This is a genomic window from Desertimonas flava (assembly GCF_003426815.1).
In the GTDB taxonomy this organism is placed as follows: Bacteria; Actinomycetota; Acidimicrobiia; order Acidimicrobiales; family Ilumatobacteraceae; genus Desertimonas; species Desertimonas flava.
In genome coordinates this window covers 46773-62277 of sequence record NZ_QKYK01000024.1, presented here as the reverse complement: position 1 = coordinate 62277, position 15505 = coordinate 46773, and the positions used below count along the sequence as shown (strand labels likewise).

The 15505-nt window shown below is 67.6% G+C and carries 13 protein-coding genes; 6 read left to right on the top strand and 7 right to left on the bottom strand.

Annotation, left to right across the window (positions count from 1 at the left end):
* Nucleotides 1–930, top strand: a complete 930-nt coding sequence (locus DN771_RS21765; RefSeq protein ID WP_116999664.1) for a glycosyltransferase family 2 protein — start codon at nt 1–3, stop codon at nt 928–930.
* An 8-nt stretch (nt 931–938) separates the two neighbouring features.
* Complete coding sequence (locus DN771_RS21760) at nt 939–2477, top strand: lipopolysaccharide biosynthesis protein (protein WP_162942252.1); 1539 nt, start codon at nt 939–941, stop codon at nt 2475–2477.
* Between the two features lie 36 nt (nt 2478–2513).
* Here DN771_RS21760 and DN771_RS21755 read toward each other — a convergent pair whose 3' ends face one another.
* Genes DN771_RS21755 through DN771_RS21735 form a run of 5 tightly spaced genes read right to left on the bottom strand, consistent with a single transcriptional unit; the run spans nt 2514 to nt 8578 of the window.
* Nucleotides 2514–3527: a glycosyltransferase family 2 protein gene (locus tag DN771_RS21755; RefSeq protein ID WP_116999662.1), complete on the bottom strand. Its 1014-nt coding sequence runs from the start codon at nt 3525–3527 to the stop codon at nt 2514–2516.
* Nucleotides 3512–4840 (bottom strand): hypothetical protein, encoded by a 1329-nt coding sequence (locus DN771_RS21750; protein WP_116999661.1) that lies wholly within the window; start codon nt 4838–4840, stop codon nt 3512–3514. Before DN771_RS21750 ends, DN771_RS21755 begins: the two co-directional genes overlap by 16 nt.
* Nucleotides 4831–6219 (bottom strand): O-antigen ligase family protein, encoded by a 1389-nt coding sequence (locus tag DN771_RS21745; protein ID WP_116999660.1) that lies wholly within the window; start codon nt 6217–6219, stop codon nt 4831–4833. Before DN771_RS21745 ends, DN771_RS21750 begins: the two co-directional genes overlap by 10 nt.
* Nucleotides 6219–7373, bottom strand: coding sequence for a glycosyltransferase family 4 protein (locus DN771_RS21740; protein WP_116999659.1), 1155 nt, complete (start codon nt 7371–7373; stop codon nt 6219–6221). The genes DN771_RS21745 and DN771_RS21740 overlap by 1 nt, the downstream gene beginning before the upstream one ends.
* Nucleotides 7370–8578 carry a glycosyltransferase gene (locus tag DN771_RS21735; RefSeq protein WP_162942249.1) on the bottom strand — a complete coding sequence of 403 codons (1209 nt, stop codon included), beginning with the start codon at nt 8576–8578 and terminating at the stop codon, nt 7370–7372. Before DN771_RS21735 ends, DN771_RS21740 begins: the two co-directional genes overlap by 4 nt.
* A 234-nt stretch (nt 8579–8812) precedes the next feature.
* On the opposite strand from DN771_RS21735, the gene DN771_RS21730 reads away from it, so the two are divergent.
* The 3 genes from DN771_RS21730 (at nt 8813) to DN771_RS21720 (ending at nt 12143) form a co-directional block, all read left to right on the top strand.
* Entirely contained in the window at nt 8813–9631 is an 819-nt protein-coding gene (locus DN771_RS21730; RefSeq protein WP_162942248.1) for a sugar transferase, read from the top strand.
* A 26-nt stretch (nt 9632–9657) separates the two neighbouring features.
* Nucleotides 9658–10704 (top strand): WaaS/CpsH family glycosyltransferase, encoded by a 1047-nt coding sequence (locus tag DN771_RS21725; RefSeq protein WP_116999656.1) that lies wholly within the window; start codon nt 9658–9660, stop codon nt 10702–10704.
* Between the two features lie 107 nt (nt 10705–10811).
* A complete protein-coding gene (locus DN771_RS21720; RefSeq protein WP_116999655.1) occupies nt 10812–12143 on the top strand; it encodes a bifunctional o-acetylhomoserine/o-acetylserine sulfhydrylase in 1332 nt (443 codons plus the stop codon).
* 46 nt (nt 12144–12189) lie between these two features.
* Here DN771_RS21720 and DN771_RS21715 read toward each other — a convergent pair whose 3' ends face one another.
* Both DN771_RS21715 and serC read right to left on the bottom strand, forming a co-directional pair.
* Complete coding sequence (locus DN771_RS21715) at nt 12190–13095, bottom strand: PAC2 family protein (RefSeq protein ID WP_116999654.1); 906 nt, start codon at nt 13093–13095, stop codon at nt 12190–12192.
* Complete coding sequence (serC, locus tag DN771_RS21710) at nt 13095–14246, bottom strand: phosphoserine transaminase (RefSeq protein ID WP_227462434.1); 1152 nt, start codon at nt 14244–14246, stop codon at nt 13095–13097. Before serC ends, DN771_RS21715 begins: the two co-directional genes overlap by 1 nt.
* A gap of 19 nt (nt 14247–14265) precedes the next feature.
* On the opposite strand from serC, the gene DN771_RS21705 reads away from it, so the two are divergent.
* Nucleotides 14266–15462 (top strand): pyridoxal phosphate-dependent aminotransferase, encoded by a 1197-nt coding sequence (locus DN771_RS21705; RefSeq protein WP_193615398.1) that lies wholly within the window; start codon nt 14266–14268, stop codon nt 15460–15462.
* Nucleotides 15463–15505 lie beyond the last annotated feature (43 nt).

Below are 15505 nucleotides of genomic sequence, written 5' to 3'. Positions count from 1 at the left end.
ATGGCGACGACGGTTGCGGTGTGCGCGCTCACCTACAACCGACCTGTTGGCCTCGCGGCGCTCCTCGCCAGCCTGGCGAAGCTCGAGGATCCCGGCGACGCCTATGAGGTGAAGGTGATCATCGTCGACAACGATCCCGCCGAGTCGGCGAGGCCGCTCGTCGAGCGCTGGCAGGGCGACATGCCGTGGGAGTTGGTCTACGCGAGCGAGCGGCGCCGTGGCATTCCGTTCGGGCGCAACACCGCCGTACGCATGGCGCGCGGCTCCGACTTCATCGCGTTCCTCGACGACGACGAGCTCGCGGAGACCAATTGGCTCGCCGAGTTGCTTCGAGTTCAACGCAGTACCGGAGCGGATGTCGTCACCGGGACGGTCCTGCCGCTTTTCGAGGAGCCGCCGCCGACCTGGGCGGTGGAGGGCGGCTTCTACGAACGTCCACGGTTCGCGACCGGACAGCGCATCGATTACGCCCGCACGAGCAACGTACTCATCGCGGCACGCGTCTTCCCCCCTGGCGACCCGGCGCCGTTCAACGAGGCGATGGGCCTGAACGGTGGCGACGACACCCACTTCTTCCAGCGCGCGGTCAACCAGGGTTTCTCCATCGTCTGGGCGGATGACGCGATCGTGCACGATTCGGTACCAGCCTCCCGGGTCAATCCGTGGTGGGTGTTGAAGCGGGAGTATCGGCGGGGCAACACGCTCAGCCTCTGTCTGCGCGATCTTCAGGACACCTGGTGGCGGCGCCTGCGGCGCGCCGCCAACGGCTGCTTACACATCGCCCGGGGGATCCCCCAGGCGCTGGTGGGTCTCTCACGCGGACGCGCGGCGACCCTGACCGGTCTCAAGCACATCTCACTGGGGGCTGGTCTGCTCACGGGCCTCGCGGGCATCCGTTATGACGAGTACACCGTCGTCCATGGCAGCTGAGGGTGCCGATGGCCGGGCCTGAGCACGTCGACACGCTTCGAGCGACCGCCGCCCACAGCGTTCGGTGGGCGATGCTGCAAATGGTGGGGGCGACGGGGGGTCGCCTGCTGTTCACGATGTTGTTCGCACGTCTGCTGGGGCCCGGCGACTTCGGCATCATGGCGGCCGCGACCGTGTACATCTCGCTGGTCATGCTGCTGCTCGACCAGGGTTTCGGAGCTGCGCTCGTGCAACGCCAGAACCTGCGCGATGGCGACATCCGAACCGTGGCGACCCTCAACGTGTCGATGGCGCTGGTGTTCATGGTCGCGACGATCTTGCTTGCCCCATCCCTCGCTGATTTCTTCCGGACTCCTGAGCTGGTCGGCGTCCTCCGAGTCCTCAGCGTGAACCTCCTCGTCAAGGGGTTGACCATCGTCCCGTTGATGACGTCTCGTCGGGCCTTCGAGTTCCGCCAGCTCGCCGTCATCCAATCATCGGCAGTGGTCGTCGGTGGTGTCGCCGGGCTGATCGCGATCACGGCTGGAGCCGGCTACTGGACGCTCGTGGTCCAGACCATCGTCACCGACGTCTTGGTGTTGATGTGCTTGATCGGGATGCGGGGATGGCCGCGGTTCGGCTTCGAGCGAGGCCAGCTCGGGGGCCTGTTCCGATTCAGCGTCGGCCTGCTCGGCGCCCAGTTGATGATGTTCGCCAGCCAGAACGCCGACAACCTCGTGATCGGCAGGGTGCTGGGACCGACCGCGCTCGCGTACTATGCGGTCGCCTACCGTCTCCAGCGCTTCCCGCTCCAGCTGATCGGCTCGGCGGTCAACGACGTTGCCCTGCCAGTGTTCTCACGGCTGCAGGACGAGCCCGAGCGAATACGCAACTGGTTCATCACAGCGACGAAGTTCGTCGTCCTGCTCGTGTGGCCGATGCTGGTGCTGATGGCTGTCGGTGCCGACGTCGGTGTGCCGCTCATCTTCGGCGACGAGTGGCACAATGCCATCGTTCCGGTGCAACTTCTCGCCCTCGCAGCCCTCACCATGATCTCGCGATGGCTGCTGTCGCCACTCTGCACCGCCTGCGGTCGAACCGACCTCGTGTTCCGCTGGACGGCCGTCAACGTCACCCTGTACCTCACCGGCTACCTCGTCTCCGTGCAGTGGGGCATCAACGCGGTGGCGCTGAGCGTCGGAATCGTCTCACTGTCCGTCGCCCTGCCCCAGACCCTCTACGTCGCACGGATCATCGATCTTCCCTGGTCGCGGTTCCTCGCCGCTCACGTGCCAACAGCGGTCGGATCCGTCGTCCTTGCGGTCACCTGGCTGGTCGTTGCCTGGTCGGTCGAGCGACTGGGAGGGGCGCCGATCGTCGTGCTCATCCTGGCGACGATTCCGGCCATGGTTGCGTATGCGGTGGTTGTCCGCATGCTCTGGCCCGCGGTGCTCTCAGAGTGCCGCTCGATCGCCGGACTCTCGCGCAGACGCCAGGCCCGGCCGGCCGCAGCTGGCGTCGGCATCACGGGACCTGACCCGGCACTGAGTGTGCTTCGCAGCGACTGATGCGAGCCGCGACCCACGGCGAGTAAGGCGGCGGCGCTACGACGCCGCGCTCGGGCGGGGTGACCTTCGCACTGCCATTCGAAGTGCTTCCTTGGAGATCGCGGCGGTTTGAACCGCGAGGGCGAGGCGGTCCATCCGCGCCGATGGGGTCGACCCCCTCACGCTCCGAGCTGCGAAGAGCACCAGCGAAGCCGCAGTCTGAACAGCGGCGTAGCCGGCGCGCGCCAGCCAGCCGGGGCGAGAGCGACGGTCGCGCAGCACGGTGGCGAGCCGAACGTTGGTGCGGCCCTGGGCCCACACGCGCCGCAGGAACCATCGTGCGGTGACGCGTCCCGGAAGAACATGGTGGGTCACACGAGCGTCTGGTGCGTAGACGAGTCGACCAGAAGCGCGCAGCCGTGCGAACAACTCGTGTTCCTCACCGGAGATCAGGTCCTCCCCACGACGCCCGAGATTGGGGTCGAACATCGCATCTCCCTCCAGCGCGTCGCGCCGGAACGACATGTTCGCCCCGTACGGAATTGCCGGTGGGTCCAGATCGCGACCGTCCGGGCCGAGGTCGAGGCCGGCGTACATTCCGTCCCAACGAGAGGGAAGCCACACCGGGCGTTCCCTCGGCCAATCCAGGTCGATCCGCCCTGCCACGCCGACGACATCGCGGTCGGCGTAGCGGTCGAGATGATGGCGTGCCCAGCCGGGAAGCGCCTCGGCGTCGTCGTCGAGAAAAGCGACCACGTCCCCTGTCGATTCGAGGATGCCACGGTTGCGAGCGTGGGAAAGGCCCAGTTCCGGTTCGAGGAGGTATCGCCCGCCTGGATGTCGGGCGACGAGTTCCGGGAGGAGCACGCCTGTGTCATCGGTGGAGGCGTTGTCGACGACGATGAGTTCGAGCTGATCGTCGGGAACATCTTGGGCCAACAGACTGGCGACTGCTTTCACCGCCCACTCCGACCGATTCCGCGTGCACACGATCGCCGAGATGCGCGTGGCCGCATCGATGTTGGCGGGCGTCCTGCCAGCATCAGGCTCGAGGCTCAAGGACGCCTCCACGGTCGCCGCCGCCGTCCGTTGAGTACGGCGCCGACGATGAACACACCATCCTCACGTAGGCGCTGGACGGCAACAGCGATCTCGGGCAGGTACCTCGTCGTCGGGTCGATCACCAGCAGCACACTCCGAGCTGCGCCGAGCACCGTCGCTGTCTCGGCCGGCATCTGCTCTCTTGCGCCTCGGTGATGTGCCGAACTCAACGGCGGAGCATCGATCAACATCGTCGGCTTCGGAGTCCGTGCCGCGATCTCGGCGAGCGTCGGTGGCAACGCCATCGCGAGGATCTGGGATGGGTGGGTCTTGGCGATCCCCGCAGCGACCAGACCGAGCCCGGTTTGAGGCGTCTGTACGACGACCTTGCCGACACCGACGTGGTCGAGTTCCGCAAGTCCCACCGCCAGCGGCGCGCCGAGCAGCTCGTGAAGGTGCGGGTCACGAAGATCGGCGTCGATCGCCACGACATCATGTCCGACCGCAGCGAGCATGAGCCCGAGCGCCGCCGTGACCGTGGTCCGCCCCTCGTCCTGCTGCCATGACGTGACGGCCAGCGGCGACTCGGCGCCGCCGCGCAACACGCCCTCCAGGCGTGACCGGAGAGCCTGGAACGGCTCGACGACGCGGGCAGGGCCTGACGTGATGACCTGGGCCAGATCGCCTTCCGCGGCCCGAAGCTCGGGGAGGTTTGGAAGCACGGCGAGCACCGGGACACCGACATTGTTGCGGATGCGAGTCGCCGGATCGAGTGAGCGGCTCCACCGTTGCCAGACCATGGCCGTACTGGCGGCGAGGATCAAGCCGAGCACGAGGCCGGCGAGCATGATGGCAGCCACGTTGTCGTTCCCGTACTCCGTACCGGGTCCGGCCTCGTCGATGATCTCCACCACAACCGCAACGGATGTGCCGGGAGCGGGTGCGAAGGCGTCAACGATGCTCTCTGCTGCCGTGTTCGCCATCTCGGCGACCGCGGCGGCGTCTGTTCCATCAGCGGTGATGCGAACGATTCCGGTGTTGACGTCGTTCACCGCCGTCAGCTCGTCGGCCGCGGCCAGCGTCTCTTCGGAGAGCGATTCGGTGAGTTCGGCGCGGAACGACCTCGACCCGACACGCTCGACGATCGCAGGAAGGTAGAAACGCACCGCGTCTGCGCTGCCGCCGACCCCCGGAATGGGTGTCACCGTGACGACCGCGGTGGACTCATAGCGCACCTCGCCGCGGGTCGCCGCCACATAGCTCGCCACCAGGGTGAGCAGGAGTACTGCGAGGCTCGGCAGCCAGAAGCGGCGTAGAGCGCGGCGGACCTCGATCAGGTCCATACGGACTGCCGGGCGTCGTCGGGTGGAGCGAATTCGGGCTGCTTGCCCGGCCGAACCTCGGAGCTGCGCGTCGCGGCGACCACACCTGCACAGAGTCCAATCAGCAACGCCAGCTTCCCTTTCTCGAGGATCGACTCGAACATCGACTTGGCAGCGAGTCCCACCAGCGTCGCTGCTGCGGCGAGGGCGAGAGCCGCGATGGTACGGCGCCGGTCGCCCCGCCACACGGCAAAACCGTTCCGAATCGTGGACACGTACGCCAGTCCGAAGAGCACCAGGCCGACGGCCCCCGAGCGCACGAGCAGGTCGAGGGGCACGTTGTCGAACGTTCCCAACGTTCGTACCTCGAACTCACCGGGCGGAATGATCTCGTAGGAGTGGCCGAGTCCGTGGCCGTACACAGGGGCGCGGGCCCACTCGTCGAGGGCGAAGTCATAGGCCTCGGTGCGGGCTGCCGCCGAGAGCTGCTGGCCGGTCGAGAAGAACGTGTCCTGGTAGTAGTCGGAGAATGGCATCGTTCCCTTCGGCTGGCTGAGCTGCACGATGACGAGCACCATCAAGGCGGCTACCACGACCAGCGACGCCCACAACAGATGGGCACGAGGGAGGCGGATGTTCGAACGCCACTGAGGACGAGTCATCGCCCACCCGATGACGAGAACCGTCGCACCGAGGTGAACCAGTGTCGCTCGCTGCTCGATGGCGAACGGAGTGATGAGGAGCGCGAGCGGCGCCCACGCCAGCCAGTTGGGTCCCTGCCGTCCGCTCCACTTCACAAGCAGGACGCACGTGCCCAGAGCGACGAAGACCGATGCCGTGTCGACATGAATGGTGCCGAGATCGGTCCCGAGGTATCCGGGGTTGTCGCCGTCGCTGGCCGTCAGCGGGAACAGCACGAGCAGGATGACCGAGAGCGGGAGCAACCACCAGCCCTGCAGCATGGTCGCGAGACGGTATGGATCGCAGCCGGCCACGAGCAGCCGACCGCCGAACAGGCCGGCGAGCGACATCGCCGAGAAGAGGACCAGGTTGGTGGGGTGACCGGCCAAGACGCCCCGTGCGGTCGCCGTCAGAAGCCAGACGAACGCAGCGAACCACAGCACCCCAGTTCCGCTCACGCGCGGAGGCAGCGGACGGCTGGTGAGCCGAGCGAACACGCCGATCGCCACCAGGGCATCCTGCGTGCGGACGCTCCCGCCGAGGAGCGGGATGCGAAAGGGACCGGTCGGTGCCTGGGCCTGGGCTGGGTAGAGCAGACACTCTGCGAGCAGGAACACGACCACGAGGGCGACGAAGCGCTCGGGGCATCCACGGATCTCCCAGCGACGCGCCGTCAGGAACACCGCTGCCGCGGCGAGGAGTCCGGCAGCGAGCATCATCAGGGGCGCACCAGTTCGATGAGGAGCTCGGCGACTTGGTCATATCGGTCGACGATGTTGAAGTCGGCCACCGCCTGGGCACGAGCGGCCGCACCGAGGCGTTGCCGCAGCCCGGCATCGGCTGCGAGTGTGGTCATGGCCCTGGCCAGATCGTCGGCGTCGCTCGGCTGCACGAGCAGGCCGGTGCTTCCGTCGGAGACGAATTCCGGTATCCCTCCCTGACGGGAACCGATGACCGCCACACCGGTCGCCTGTGCCTCCAGGACGCTGCGGCCGAACGGTTCCGCCGGAGACGCGTTGACCAGCACGTCGAGGCAGCGCAGGACGTCGGGCATGTCGTCGCGTCGTCCGACGAACCGGGCCCTGCCGCCCAGGAGCTCTGCGGCTCTGGCCCTCAAGCGGTCGGCCGCAGCCTCGCTCGACATCCCGACCGCCCCGATGACAGCAAGGCGGGCGTCGAGTTCGCGTGGCACGCGGGCGAAGGCCTCGATGAGCACGTCGATTCCCTTGTCCTCGTCGATACGGCCGGCGATTCCAAAGAGGACGCCGCCATCGTCGGCGAGAACGCGTCGTGTCGCCAGCGACGTCGGTCCGGGTTCGAAGCGCTCGATGTCGACGCCAGGGTGGATGATGTGGACGTTGCGGCCGCGTCCCTCGAGGGCGGCGCCGGTGGCCGCGCTGTTGACGATCGTCGCGTCGGCACTGGCCGAGCAACGCTGGAGTATCCGGCGGCCGATGCCCGGACTCACGATGTCGACCACCTCCACGACGACCGGGACGCGGCGCAGCCGGGCGGCGATGACCGACGCGGGATGACTGCGGAGGTAGAACGACCAGACGGCGTCCACGTCGCCTATGGCTCTCGCCAGCGAGCCCGTACCTCGTGCAGCTCGCGCGAGCGTGGCGGCCAACTGGTGCGGCGGCGGACGACGATCCGTTTCCGGGTCACGGATCCCGTCGAGCATCGGCAGGTCGACCGCCCGGTGGGGGAGCCCACATCCGACCCAGCGGGCGTGAAAGTCCCCGTCCGGTGGCGAGGCAAGCGTCAATCGCACACCACGCTCGGCAAGTGCCGGGGCGTAATCCAGCATGCGGAGTTGTGCACCCCACACAGGCGTTGGGGGACTGACCAGCAGCACGTCGACTGATGTCATCTGCAGGCGGCGACCCGGTGGGAGGCGTACACCAACTTTTCGATCTCGTCCTTCAGGAGTCGCCCGCGTGTCGACCACTCGAAGAGCTCCGCACAACGGTCGAACGCGCTGGCCTGCATTCGCTGGCACTCGGCCGGGTCGTCGATCAGCTCGACGATCCGACGCGCCAGCACGTCCTCGGATGCCGCGCGGACATAGTCGACGTCCGGCCGCAGCGGGAGACCGTCCATCGACCCATCGAGGACTGCCATCGGTACACGATGGAACACGTAGTCGAGGGCTTTGAGCTTGAACCCACCACCGCCGCGTTCCGAGATCACCCCGACGCGAACGTCAGTGAGCTGATCGTCGATGCTGTCGACAGCACCGGTGAACCGAACGCTGCGAGCCTTGCTGAACTGGTGCGGATCGAAATCGGGTGGGGTGGCACCAACGACCCGCAGCTCGATCCCCGCACTGGCAAGGATGTCGTCGGCGGCCTCGACGAACTGCTGGAGGTTGCGCCGCTTGACGTGCCACATCAGGCTTCCGACGACGGCTGCGACGCGCGGGGTGGCATCGGAGATCGTCCGGTGGTGCACCCTGCTGCCGGAGTACCCGGGCGTGGCCACCAGTACGTTCGTGGCTCCTTCCCGCCGGAAGTGAGCAGCGTCGGACTCCGTCACCGCCGTGACGAGCGCACTCCCTGTGAGCAACATCCGTTCGCATCGGCGCACTCGAAAGGCGTCGTACATCAGCGGGAGCTTGGCCGGATCTCGCCATGAGACGACGTCGAGGACGTCCCTGCGCAACGCCGACTCGTAGTTCTGTGAGGCGAACACGACCGGTATCCCCGCGGCGCGGAGAATCGGCATGGTCCACGACATCGCGAGGAAGTCGATGACCGCGACGTCCCATCCGCCCTCGCGGATCGCAGCGGACAAGGCCTGGCGATACGGACCGGTGCGCCGATCGAAGACGCTGCTCGGCCACCGGCTCGCAACCTTGCGCAGGAGCGACGGTGTCGGCTCTCGCTCGATCGGTCGCCAGACGACCGGGCAGGACTCGGGCGGGGATTGTCCGGTGTCGTCGATCCCGAGGGCGACCACCTCGACGCCCGCCGCAGCCAGTGCGCCGGACAGGCCGGCGCTGTAGAGCATGCGGCCGGAGTGCTCGGGAAACGGAACGTCCGAGCTCAACCACAGGCATCGCACCCTGCTGCTCACATGTCCCACCATCGCCTCCTCGCGAGCTGATCGCCGTTGCACCAACTCGTCACAGCTTTTTCCTGCCGCCTGCGAGCCCGGTGTGCTACCATACAGCCACGGCGGAATCTATGGGCTCGGCGGAGCCCTCGCGCCGTAGGCAATATTAGGCGGACTTCGGCGTTGCCGAAGAAGTGGTGGGCCGGCGGGCCCCCGCGTGAGTGCAGCTCTTTCGCTGCGTCGTGGAGACATACCTTGAATGAGCGGACGGCGGTCGCTCTCTCGAGCGCGCCAAATTCTCGGTTTGAATCACTGACCTCGCTTGAATCACTCCAATCGGAGGAATTCGCTGTCCATCGGACAATCGCAGTGGAGCCGTTATCCGGGCTACTGCGTCCGGTTGCGGTGCCTCCGACGAGTGCTCAAGGGTTCGATCCGGCCCGGATCTCTGACCGGTACGACCGTCGAGGTCGACAAGCCAAGCGCGCCTTCGACGTCGTCGCTGCGGCGCTCCTGATCGTCGTGCTCTCCCCCCTGCTGGTGATCTTGGCAATCGGCGTCGTCGTTTCGTCGCCGGGCAATCCTCTGTTCGGGCAGGAGCGGGTGGGCCATGGCGGACGGCACTTCCGCTGCCTCAAGTTCCGGACGATGTACCGAGATTCCGAGCATCGTTTGCGGGCCGATCCGGACCTGCACGCACGCTATGTCGGCAACGACTACAAGCTTCTTCTCCACGAGGATCCGCGGGTCTTCGGGTTCGGCCGCCTGTTGCGTCGCACGTCGCTCGACGAGCTGCCGCAGCTGTTCAACGTTCTCGTCGGCTCCATGAGTCTCGTCGGTCCCCGGCCCGTCGTACCTGACGAGCTCGGGCTCTACGGCCCCTGGCGAGGAGCGTACCTCGAGGCTGTGCCCGGGATCACCGGACCGTGGCAGGTGAACGGTCGCAACGACATCAGGTACCCCGAACGAGCCATGCTCGACGCCGAGTACGTCGAAGGATGGACGTTCCAGGCCGATCTGATGATCCTGCTCAGGACGATCCCTTCCGTCCTGAAGCGCCGCGGCTGTCACTGACAGCGCACGCACACCACGGCAGAGTCATGCGGCCACGCGCGCTTCTCATCACCCCGTCCTTTTTCGGCTACGAGAAGGACATCGTTGCAGAGTTCGAACGGCAGGGCTTCGACGTCACTCTCATTGACGAGCGCCCGTCCAACAGTTCACTGGTTCGCGCTGCCATTCGGTGGAGTCGGCAGTCACTCAAGTACCTCATTGACCGGTACTACCTCGAGCAGCATCGACGCATCGAAGGGCTCGCCTTCGACACGGTCGTCGTCGTCAAGGGTGAGGCTGTTCCTCGATGGTTCCTCGAAGCGCTTCGCTCTCAGACGTCGCAGGCCCGGTGGATCTACTACACGTTCGACTCGATCGCGAACAACCCGAACTCCGTCGAGATTCTCGATCTCTTCGACGTGCGCTTCTCGTTCGATCCCAACGACGTCGCCCAACGGGCGGACCTCACGTATCTCCCGTTGTTCTACACGAGCGATTTCGAGACAGGCGGTGTGCGCCAGCCGTCGAGTCGTCCTGCCACGAGGCGGCCCAGGTGGGACGTGTGCTTCGTCGGGACCCTTCACTCGGACCGCTACCCGATCGTGTCGGCCGCGTGCCCGGAGGGGGCGGACGCGTTCGTCCATCTCTTTGTGCAGGCTCGGTGGTACTTCGCGGTCACGAAGTACGTCACTCGTGAACACACGAACGTCTCGTGGTCGCAGGTGTCCACGACCTCGCTGCCACGAGACGTGATCGCTGCGCGGTTCCGAGAATCGCACGCTGTGCTCGACATCCCGCGGACCGATCAGGCCGGTCTGACGATGAGAACGTTCGAGACCTTGGCGACCGGGGCGATCCTCGTGACGACGAACCAGTTCATCAGACACGAGCCGTTCTACGATCCGAGCCGTGTCGTGCTCATCGAGCGCGATGCCGACGGGATCGATGGCGCCAAGCTGCAGGAGCAGCTCGCCGCGCTGACGCGCCCCGTCGGCCCCCCGGCGAACTTCGATGACTACTCACTCGCCAACTGGGTCAGCCGTCTCACGTCGGACACGGTCGTCGAGCGCTTCGACCGGCGGCTCGTCTCGTGAGCGCTGGCGGACGTTCTCGCCGGGTCGCTGGGCGCCATCGTAGGACGGCAACCGACCCGGAATTCCGACCTTGGAGGTCAGGTATTGGTGTCCTATGATCGGCGACCATGAGTGACACCGATCCGTCCGCTGCCTGGGGCTTCGAGACCCGTCAGATTCACGCCGGCTCCAGCCCCGACCCGGCCACCGGCGCTCGGGCGGTGCCGATCTACCAGACGACGAGCTTCCAGTTCAAGAGCACCGAGCACGCGGCGAACCTGTTCGCCCTCTCCGAGGTGGGCAACGTCTACACGCGCATCATGAACCCCACCCAGGGGGCGCTCGAGGCGCGGCTCAACGCCCTCGAAGGCGGCGTGACCACGGCGATCGGGCTCCCCGGCACGCTCGTGGTCGGTTCGGGCCAGGCCGCCCAGACGCTGGCGCTCCTCAACCTCGCCGAGGCCGGCGACCACGTCGTGTCGTCGGCCTCGCTGTACGGGGGCACCTACAATCTGCTGCACTACACGCTGCCCAAGATGGGCATCGAGGTGACGTTCGTCGACGACCCCGACGACCTCGCGGCGTGGGAGGCGGCGATCCGTCCCACCACCAAGGCGTTCTACGGCGAGATGATTCCCAACCCGAAGAACGACGTGTTCGACATCGAGGGCGTCGCCGGCGTGGCTCACGCCGCCGGCATCCCACTCATCATCGACAACACGGTGCCGACGCCGTACCTCATCCGGCCACTCGAGCACGGTGCCGACATCGTGGTGCACAGCCTCACCAAGTTCATCGGAGGACACGGCACGTCGATCGCCGGGGCGATCGTCGACGGCGGGACGTTCGACTTCGGTGCGTCGGGCCGCTTCGCGAACTTCACCGAGCCGGACCCCAGCTACCACGGCCTCGCCTACTGGCCCGCACTCGGGCCGGGCGCCTTCGCCATCAAGGCACGAGTCCAGCTGCTGCGGGACATCGGCGCGGCGGTCTCTCCGTTCAACGCCTTCCTGCTGCTCCAGGGCATCGAGACGCTGAGCCTGCGCATGGAGCGCCACTTCGCCAACGCCCAGGCTGTCGCCGAGTTTCTCGACGGCCGCGACGACGTGCTCTCGATCAACTACGCGGGCCTGCCGAGCAGCCCCTACCACGACCGGGCCAAGAAGTACGGGGGCGGCAAAGGCTTCGGCTCGGTCCTCGCCTTCGAGATCAGAGGTGGCCTCGAGGCGGGCAGGCGTTTCGTCGAGGCGCTCACGCTGCACAGCCACGTCGCCAACATCGGCGATGTCCGCAGCCTCGTCATTCACCCGGCGAGCACCACGCACAGTCAGCTCACCGCCGAGGAGCAGGCAGCGTCGGCCGTGACGCCGGGCCTCGTGCGCCTGAGCGTCGGGCTCGAGACGATCGACGACATCCTCGCCGACCTCGAGCGGGGCTTCGCCGCCGCGGCCGCCGGCTGAACCTCGGGATCTGTGAGCGGAGGGAGCAGGTTCCTGCTCTCTCCGCTCACACCTCGCCGGCCGGTGGGTGGTCGTCGGGGTGATCGCGCAGGAACTGCTCGAACTGGGCGGCGATGTCGCCACCCTCGGCCAGCTTGGCCTCGTGGCGGCGGTCGTACTCGGCCTCGATGATCCGCACGTAGTCACGCAGCTGTTCGTCGTCGGCGATCGCAGCCGTGTGGGCATCCTCCCAGTGGGCGATGGCGTCGCTCAGATCGACGACGATCGGCACGTCGATCACGTGCGAGACATGCCGCACCAGCGCCGCGACGCAGCGCGGATGCTCACCGGCGTTCAGGTAGTGGGGCACACCGACGCGCAGCGACACGGTCGGCGTGCCGACCGCCTCGAGCGTGCTGTGCAACACGCCGACAACACCGGTTGGCCCGATGTACGACGGCGGCGCGAGGGCGAGCCGCCGGGCCAGGACCGGATCGCTCGTGCTCCCCGTGACCGTGGGCATCCGCGTGTGCGGCGTGGTGTCGGCGACCGCGCCCAGCGTGACGACGAGGTCGATACCGAGCTGCTCGATGACCGTGGTGATGCACCGCACGAACGTCGGCCAGGCGAGGTGCGGCTCGACGCCGTCGAGGGCGACGATGTCGTGGGCGCCGCCCGTCCTCACGAAGCGGATCACGTTGCTCGGCCACACGATCACGGGCCGGCTGCCGCTCGCCTCGTCGTCGGGGTCGTCCACGAGCTCGATCGCTGGACGCTCGACGGTGAAGTCGTAGAACGGGTCGGGGTCGATCTCGCCGATCGTCACCGCCGCCTCGTCGGGCACGATGTGCTCGAGCGCCGAACTGGCCACCGACAGCACGTCGAACAGGCCGTCGAGGGCGAGCACGAGCACCGGAGCGTGCAGCGGCTCGATGCCGTCGAGGTTCAACGTGAGCTGCGACGGCGGGCTCATCAGCGGCCGAGCGCCTCCGCGTGGTTGGCGACGAGGTGGTCGATGCACGCCGTGAGGGCCTGCACGTCGCCGGTGTCGATGGCCGGGAACATGCCGATGCGCAGCTGGTTGCGCCCCAGCTTGCGATAGCTGTCCGTGTCGACGATGCCGTTGGCCCGGAGCGCCGCCGAGATCCTCGTGGCGTCCAGGTGGTCGGCGAGGTCGATCGTGCCGACGACGTTGGAGCGCTTCGCCGGATCGGTGACGAACGGCGTGGCCCACTCGGTCTGTTCGGCCCACGAGTACAAGTGCTCCGCCGAGGCCTGCGACCGCTTGGCGCAGGCGTCGATGCCGCCGAGCTCGTTCATCCAGCGCACCTGCTCGGCGAGCAGCACCAGCGTGGCGACCGCCGGGGTGTTGTAGGTCTGGTCGAGGCGACTGTTCGACAGGGCGATCCCGAGATCGAGTGACGCCGGGCGCCAACGATCCGACGCAGCCAGGCGCTCGATGCGCTCGACGGCGGCGGGGGAGCAGGCGGCCAGCCACAGCCCGCCGTCGGCGGCGAAGCATTTCTGGGGTGCGAAGTAGTACACGTCCACCTCGGCCGGGTCCCACAGGAGGCCACCGGCAGCCGACGTGGCGTCGACGGCGACGAGCTGGTCGGCCGACGCGCCAGCGGGCCGGCGCAGGGTCATCGCCACGCCCGTGGAGGTCTCGTTGTGGGTGAGGGCGTACACGTCGACGTCGGCGTCGGCGACGGCGTCGGGGTGGTCGCCGGGATCGGACGCGATGACCGACGGCTCACCGAGGTGCGGTGCGGCCGTGGCGGCCTCGGCGAACTTCGACGAGAACTCGCCGAACACCAGGTGCTGGCTCCGCCGCTCGACGAGGCCGAACGTGGCGACGTCCCAAAAGACGGTGGTGCCGCCGTTGCCGAGCACGATCTCCCAACCCTCGGGGAGCCCGAAGAGGTCCATCAGCCCGGAGCGGACCGCCCCGACCAGCCGCTTCACCGGGGCCTGACGGTGCGAGGTGCCCAGCACGGAGCGGCCGGCGGCGACCACGGCGTCGATCTGCTCGGCGCGGACCTTGGAGGGTCCGCAGCCGAAGCGGCCGTCGGCGGGCAGAAGTTCGGTGGGAATCGGGAACTCGATGGGGGGAGTGTCAGCCACGGATTTAGCATGGCAGCCCGTGAACCGTATTTCCTCACGCCTTGCTGCGATCGCCGAGTCCGCCACCCTGGCGGTCGACGCCAAGGCCAAGGCGCTGCAGGCCGCTGGCGAGGACGTCATCGGCTTCGGCGCGGGCGAGCCCGACTTCCCGACCCCACCCGCCATCGTCGAGGCGGCGATCGCCGCCGCGAGGGACCCGAAGAACCACAAGTACTCGCCGGCCGCCGGGCTTCCGGAGCTGCGCGAGGCGATCGCCGTCAAGACCAAGCGGGACAGTGGGTTCGATTGCACCGGCAGCCAGGTGCTGGTGACCAACGGCGGCAAGCACGCGGTGTTCACGGCCTTTGCCGTGCTCTGCGATCCGGGCGACGAGGTGATCGTGCCGGCGCCGTACTGGACCACCTATCCCGAGGCGATCACGCTCGCCGGCGGCGTTCCCAAGATCGTCGACACCAGCGAGGAGACCGGCTTTCAGGTCACCATCGAGCAGCTCGAAGCCGCCTACACGCCGCGCACCAAGGCCCTGCTCTTCGTCAGCCCCGACAACCCGTCCGGCGCCGTGTGCCCGCCCGAGCAGGTGGAGGCCATCGGCCGCTGGGCCGTCGAGCGGGGCATCTGGGTGATCACCGACGAGATCTACGAGCACCTCACGTACGGCGACGCGCGATTCGTGTCGATGCCGACGGTCGTGCCCGAGCTTGCCGACCACTGCCTGATCCTCAACGGGGTCGCCAAGACCTACGCGATGACCGGCTGGCGCGTCGGATGGATGATCGGACCGAACGACGTCATCAAGGCAGCCACCAACTTCCAGAGCCACACCACCTCGAACGTCGCCAACGTCAGCCAGCGTGCTGCGCTCGCCGCCGTGTCGGGCGACCTGTCGGCCGTGGCGGCGATGCGCGAGGCGTTCGCCCGCCGGGCCACGGCGATGCACGCCGCGCTCAACGACATCCCCGGCGTCACCTGCCTCCCGCCACAGGGCGCGTTCTACTGCTACCCGAACGTCAAGGGCCTGCTCGGCCGCGAGATCGCCGGGCGTACCTGCACCACCACCCTCGAGCTGGCCGACCACGTCCTGTCCGAGGCCAAGGTGGCGTTCGTCCCCGGTGAGGCGTTCGGCACACCCGGCTACGCGCGCTTCTCGTTCGCCCTCAGCGACGACGCCGCGGCCGAGGGCATCGCGCGCATCGCCAAGTTCGTCGCCGCCGGCTGACGCCGATCTCGCTCGACACCGGGCGACCATCGGTGTTCGATGG

Excerpts from the sequence above, each read along its gene's own strand:
- DN771_RS21750 (WP_116999661.1), bottom strand. The coding sequence starts at position 4,840 with ATGGACCTGATCGAGGTCCGCCGCGCTCTACGCCGCTTCTGGCTGCCG.
- DN771_RS21725 (WP_116999656.1), top strand. The coding sequence starts at position 9,658 with ATGCGGCCACGCGCGCTTCTCATCACCCCGTCCTTTTTCGGCTACGAG.
- DN771_RS21745 (WP_116999660.1), bottom strand. The coding sequence starts at position 6,219 with ATGATGCTCGCTGCCGGACTCCTCGCCGCGGCAGCGGTGTTCCTGACG.
- DN771_RS21760 (WP_162942252.1), top strand. The coding sequence starts at position 939 with ATGGCCGGGCCTGAGCACGTCGACACGCTTCGAGCGACCGCCGCCCAC.
- DN771_RS21720 (WP_116999655.1), top strand. The coding sequence starts at position 10,812 with ATGAGTGACACCGATCCGTCCGCTGCCTGGGGCTTCGAGACCCGTCAG.
- DN771_RS21715 (WP_116999654.1), bottom strand. The coding sequence starts at position 13,095 with ATGAGCCCGCCGTCGCAGCTCACGTTGAACCTCGACGGCATCGAGCCG.
- DN771_RS21765 (WP_116999664.1), top strand. The coding sequence starts at position 1 with ATGGCGACGACGGTTGCGGTGTGCGCGCTCACCTACAACCGACCTGTT.
- DN771_RS21740 (WP_116999659.1), bottom strand. The coding sequence starts at position 7,373 with ATGACATCAGTCGACGTGCTGCTGGTCAGTCCCCCAACGCCTGTGTGG.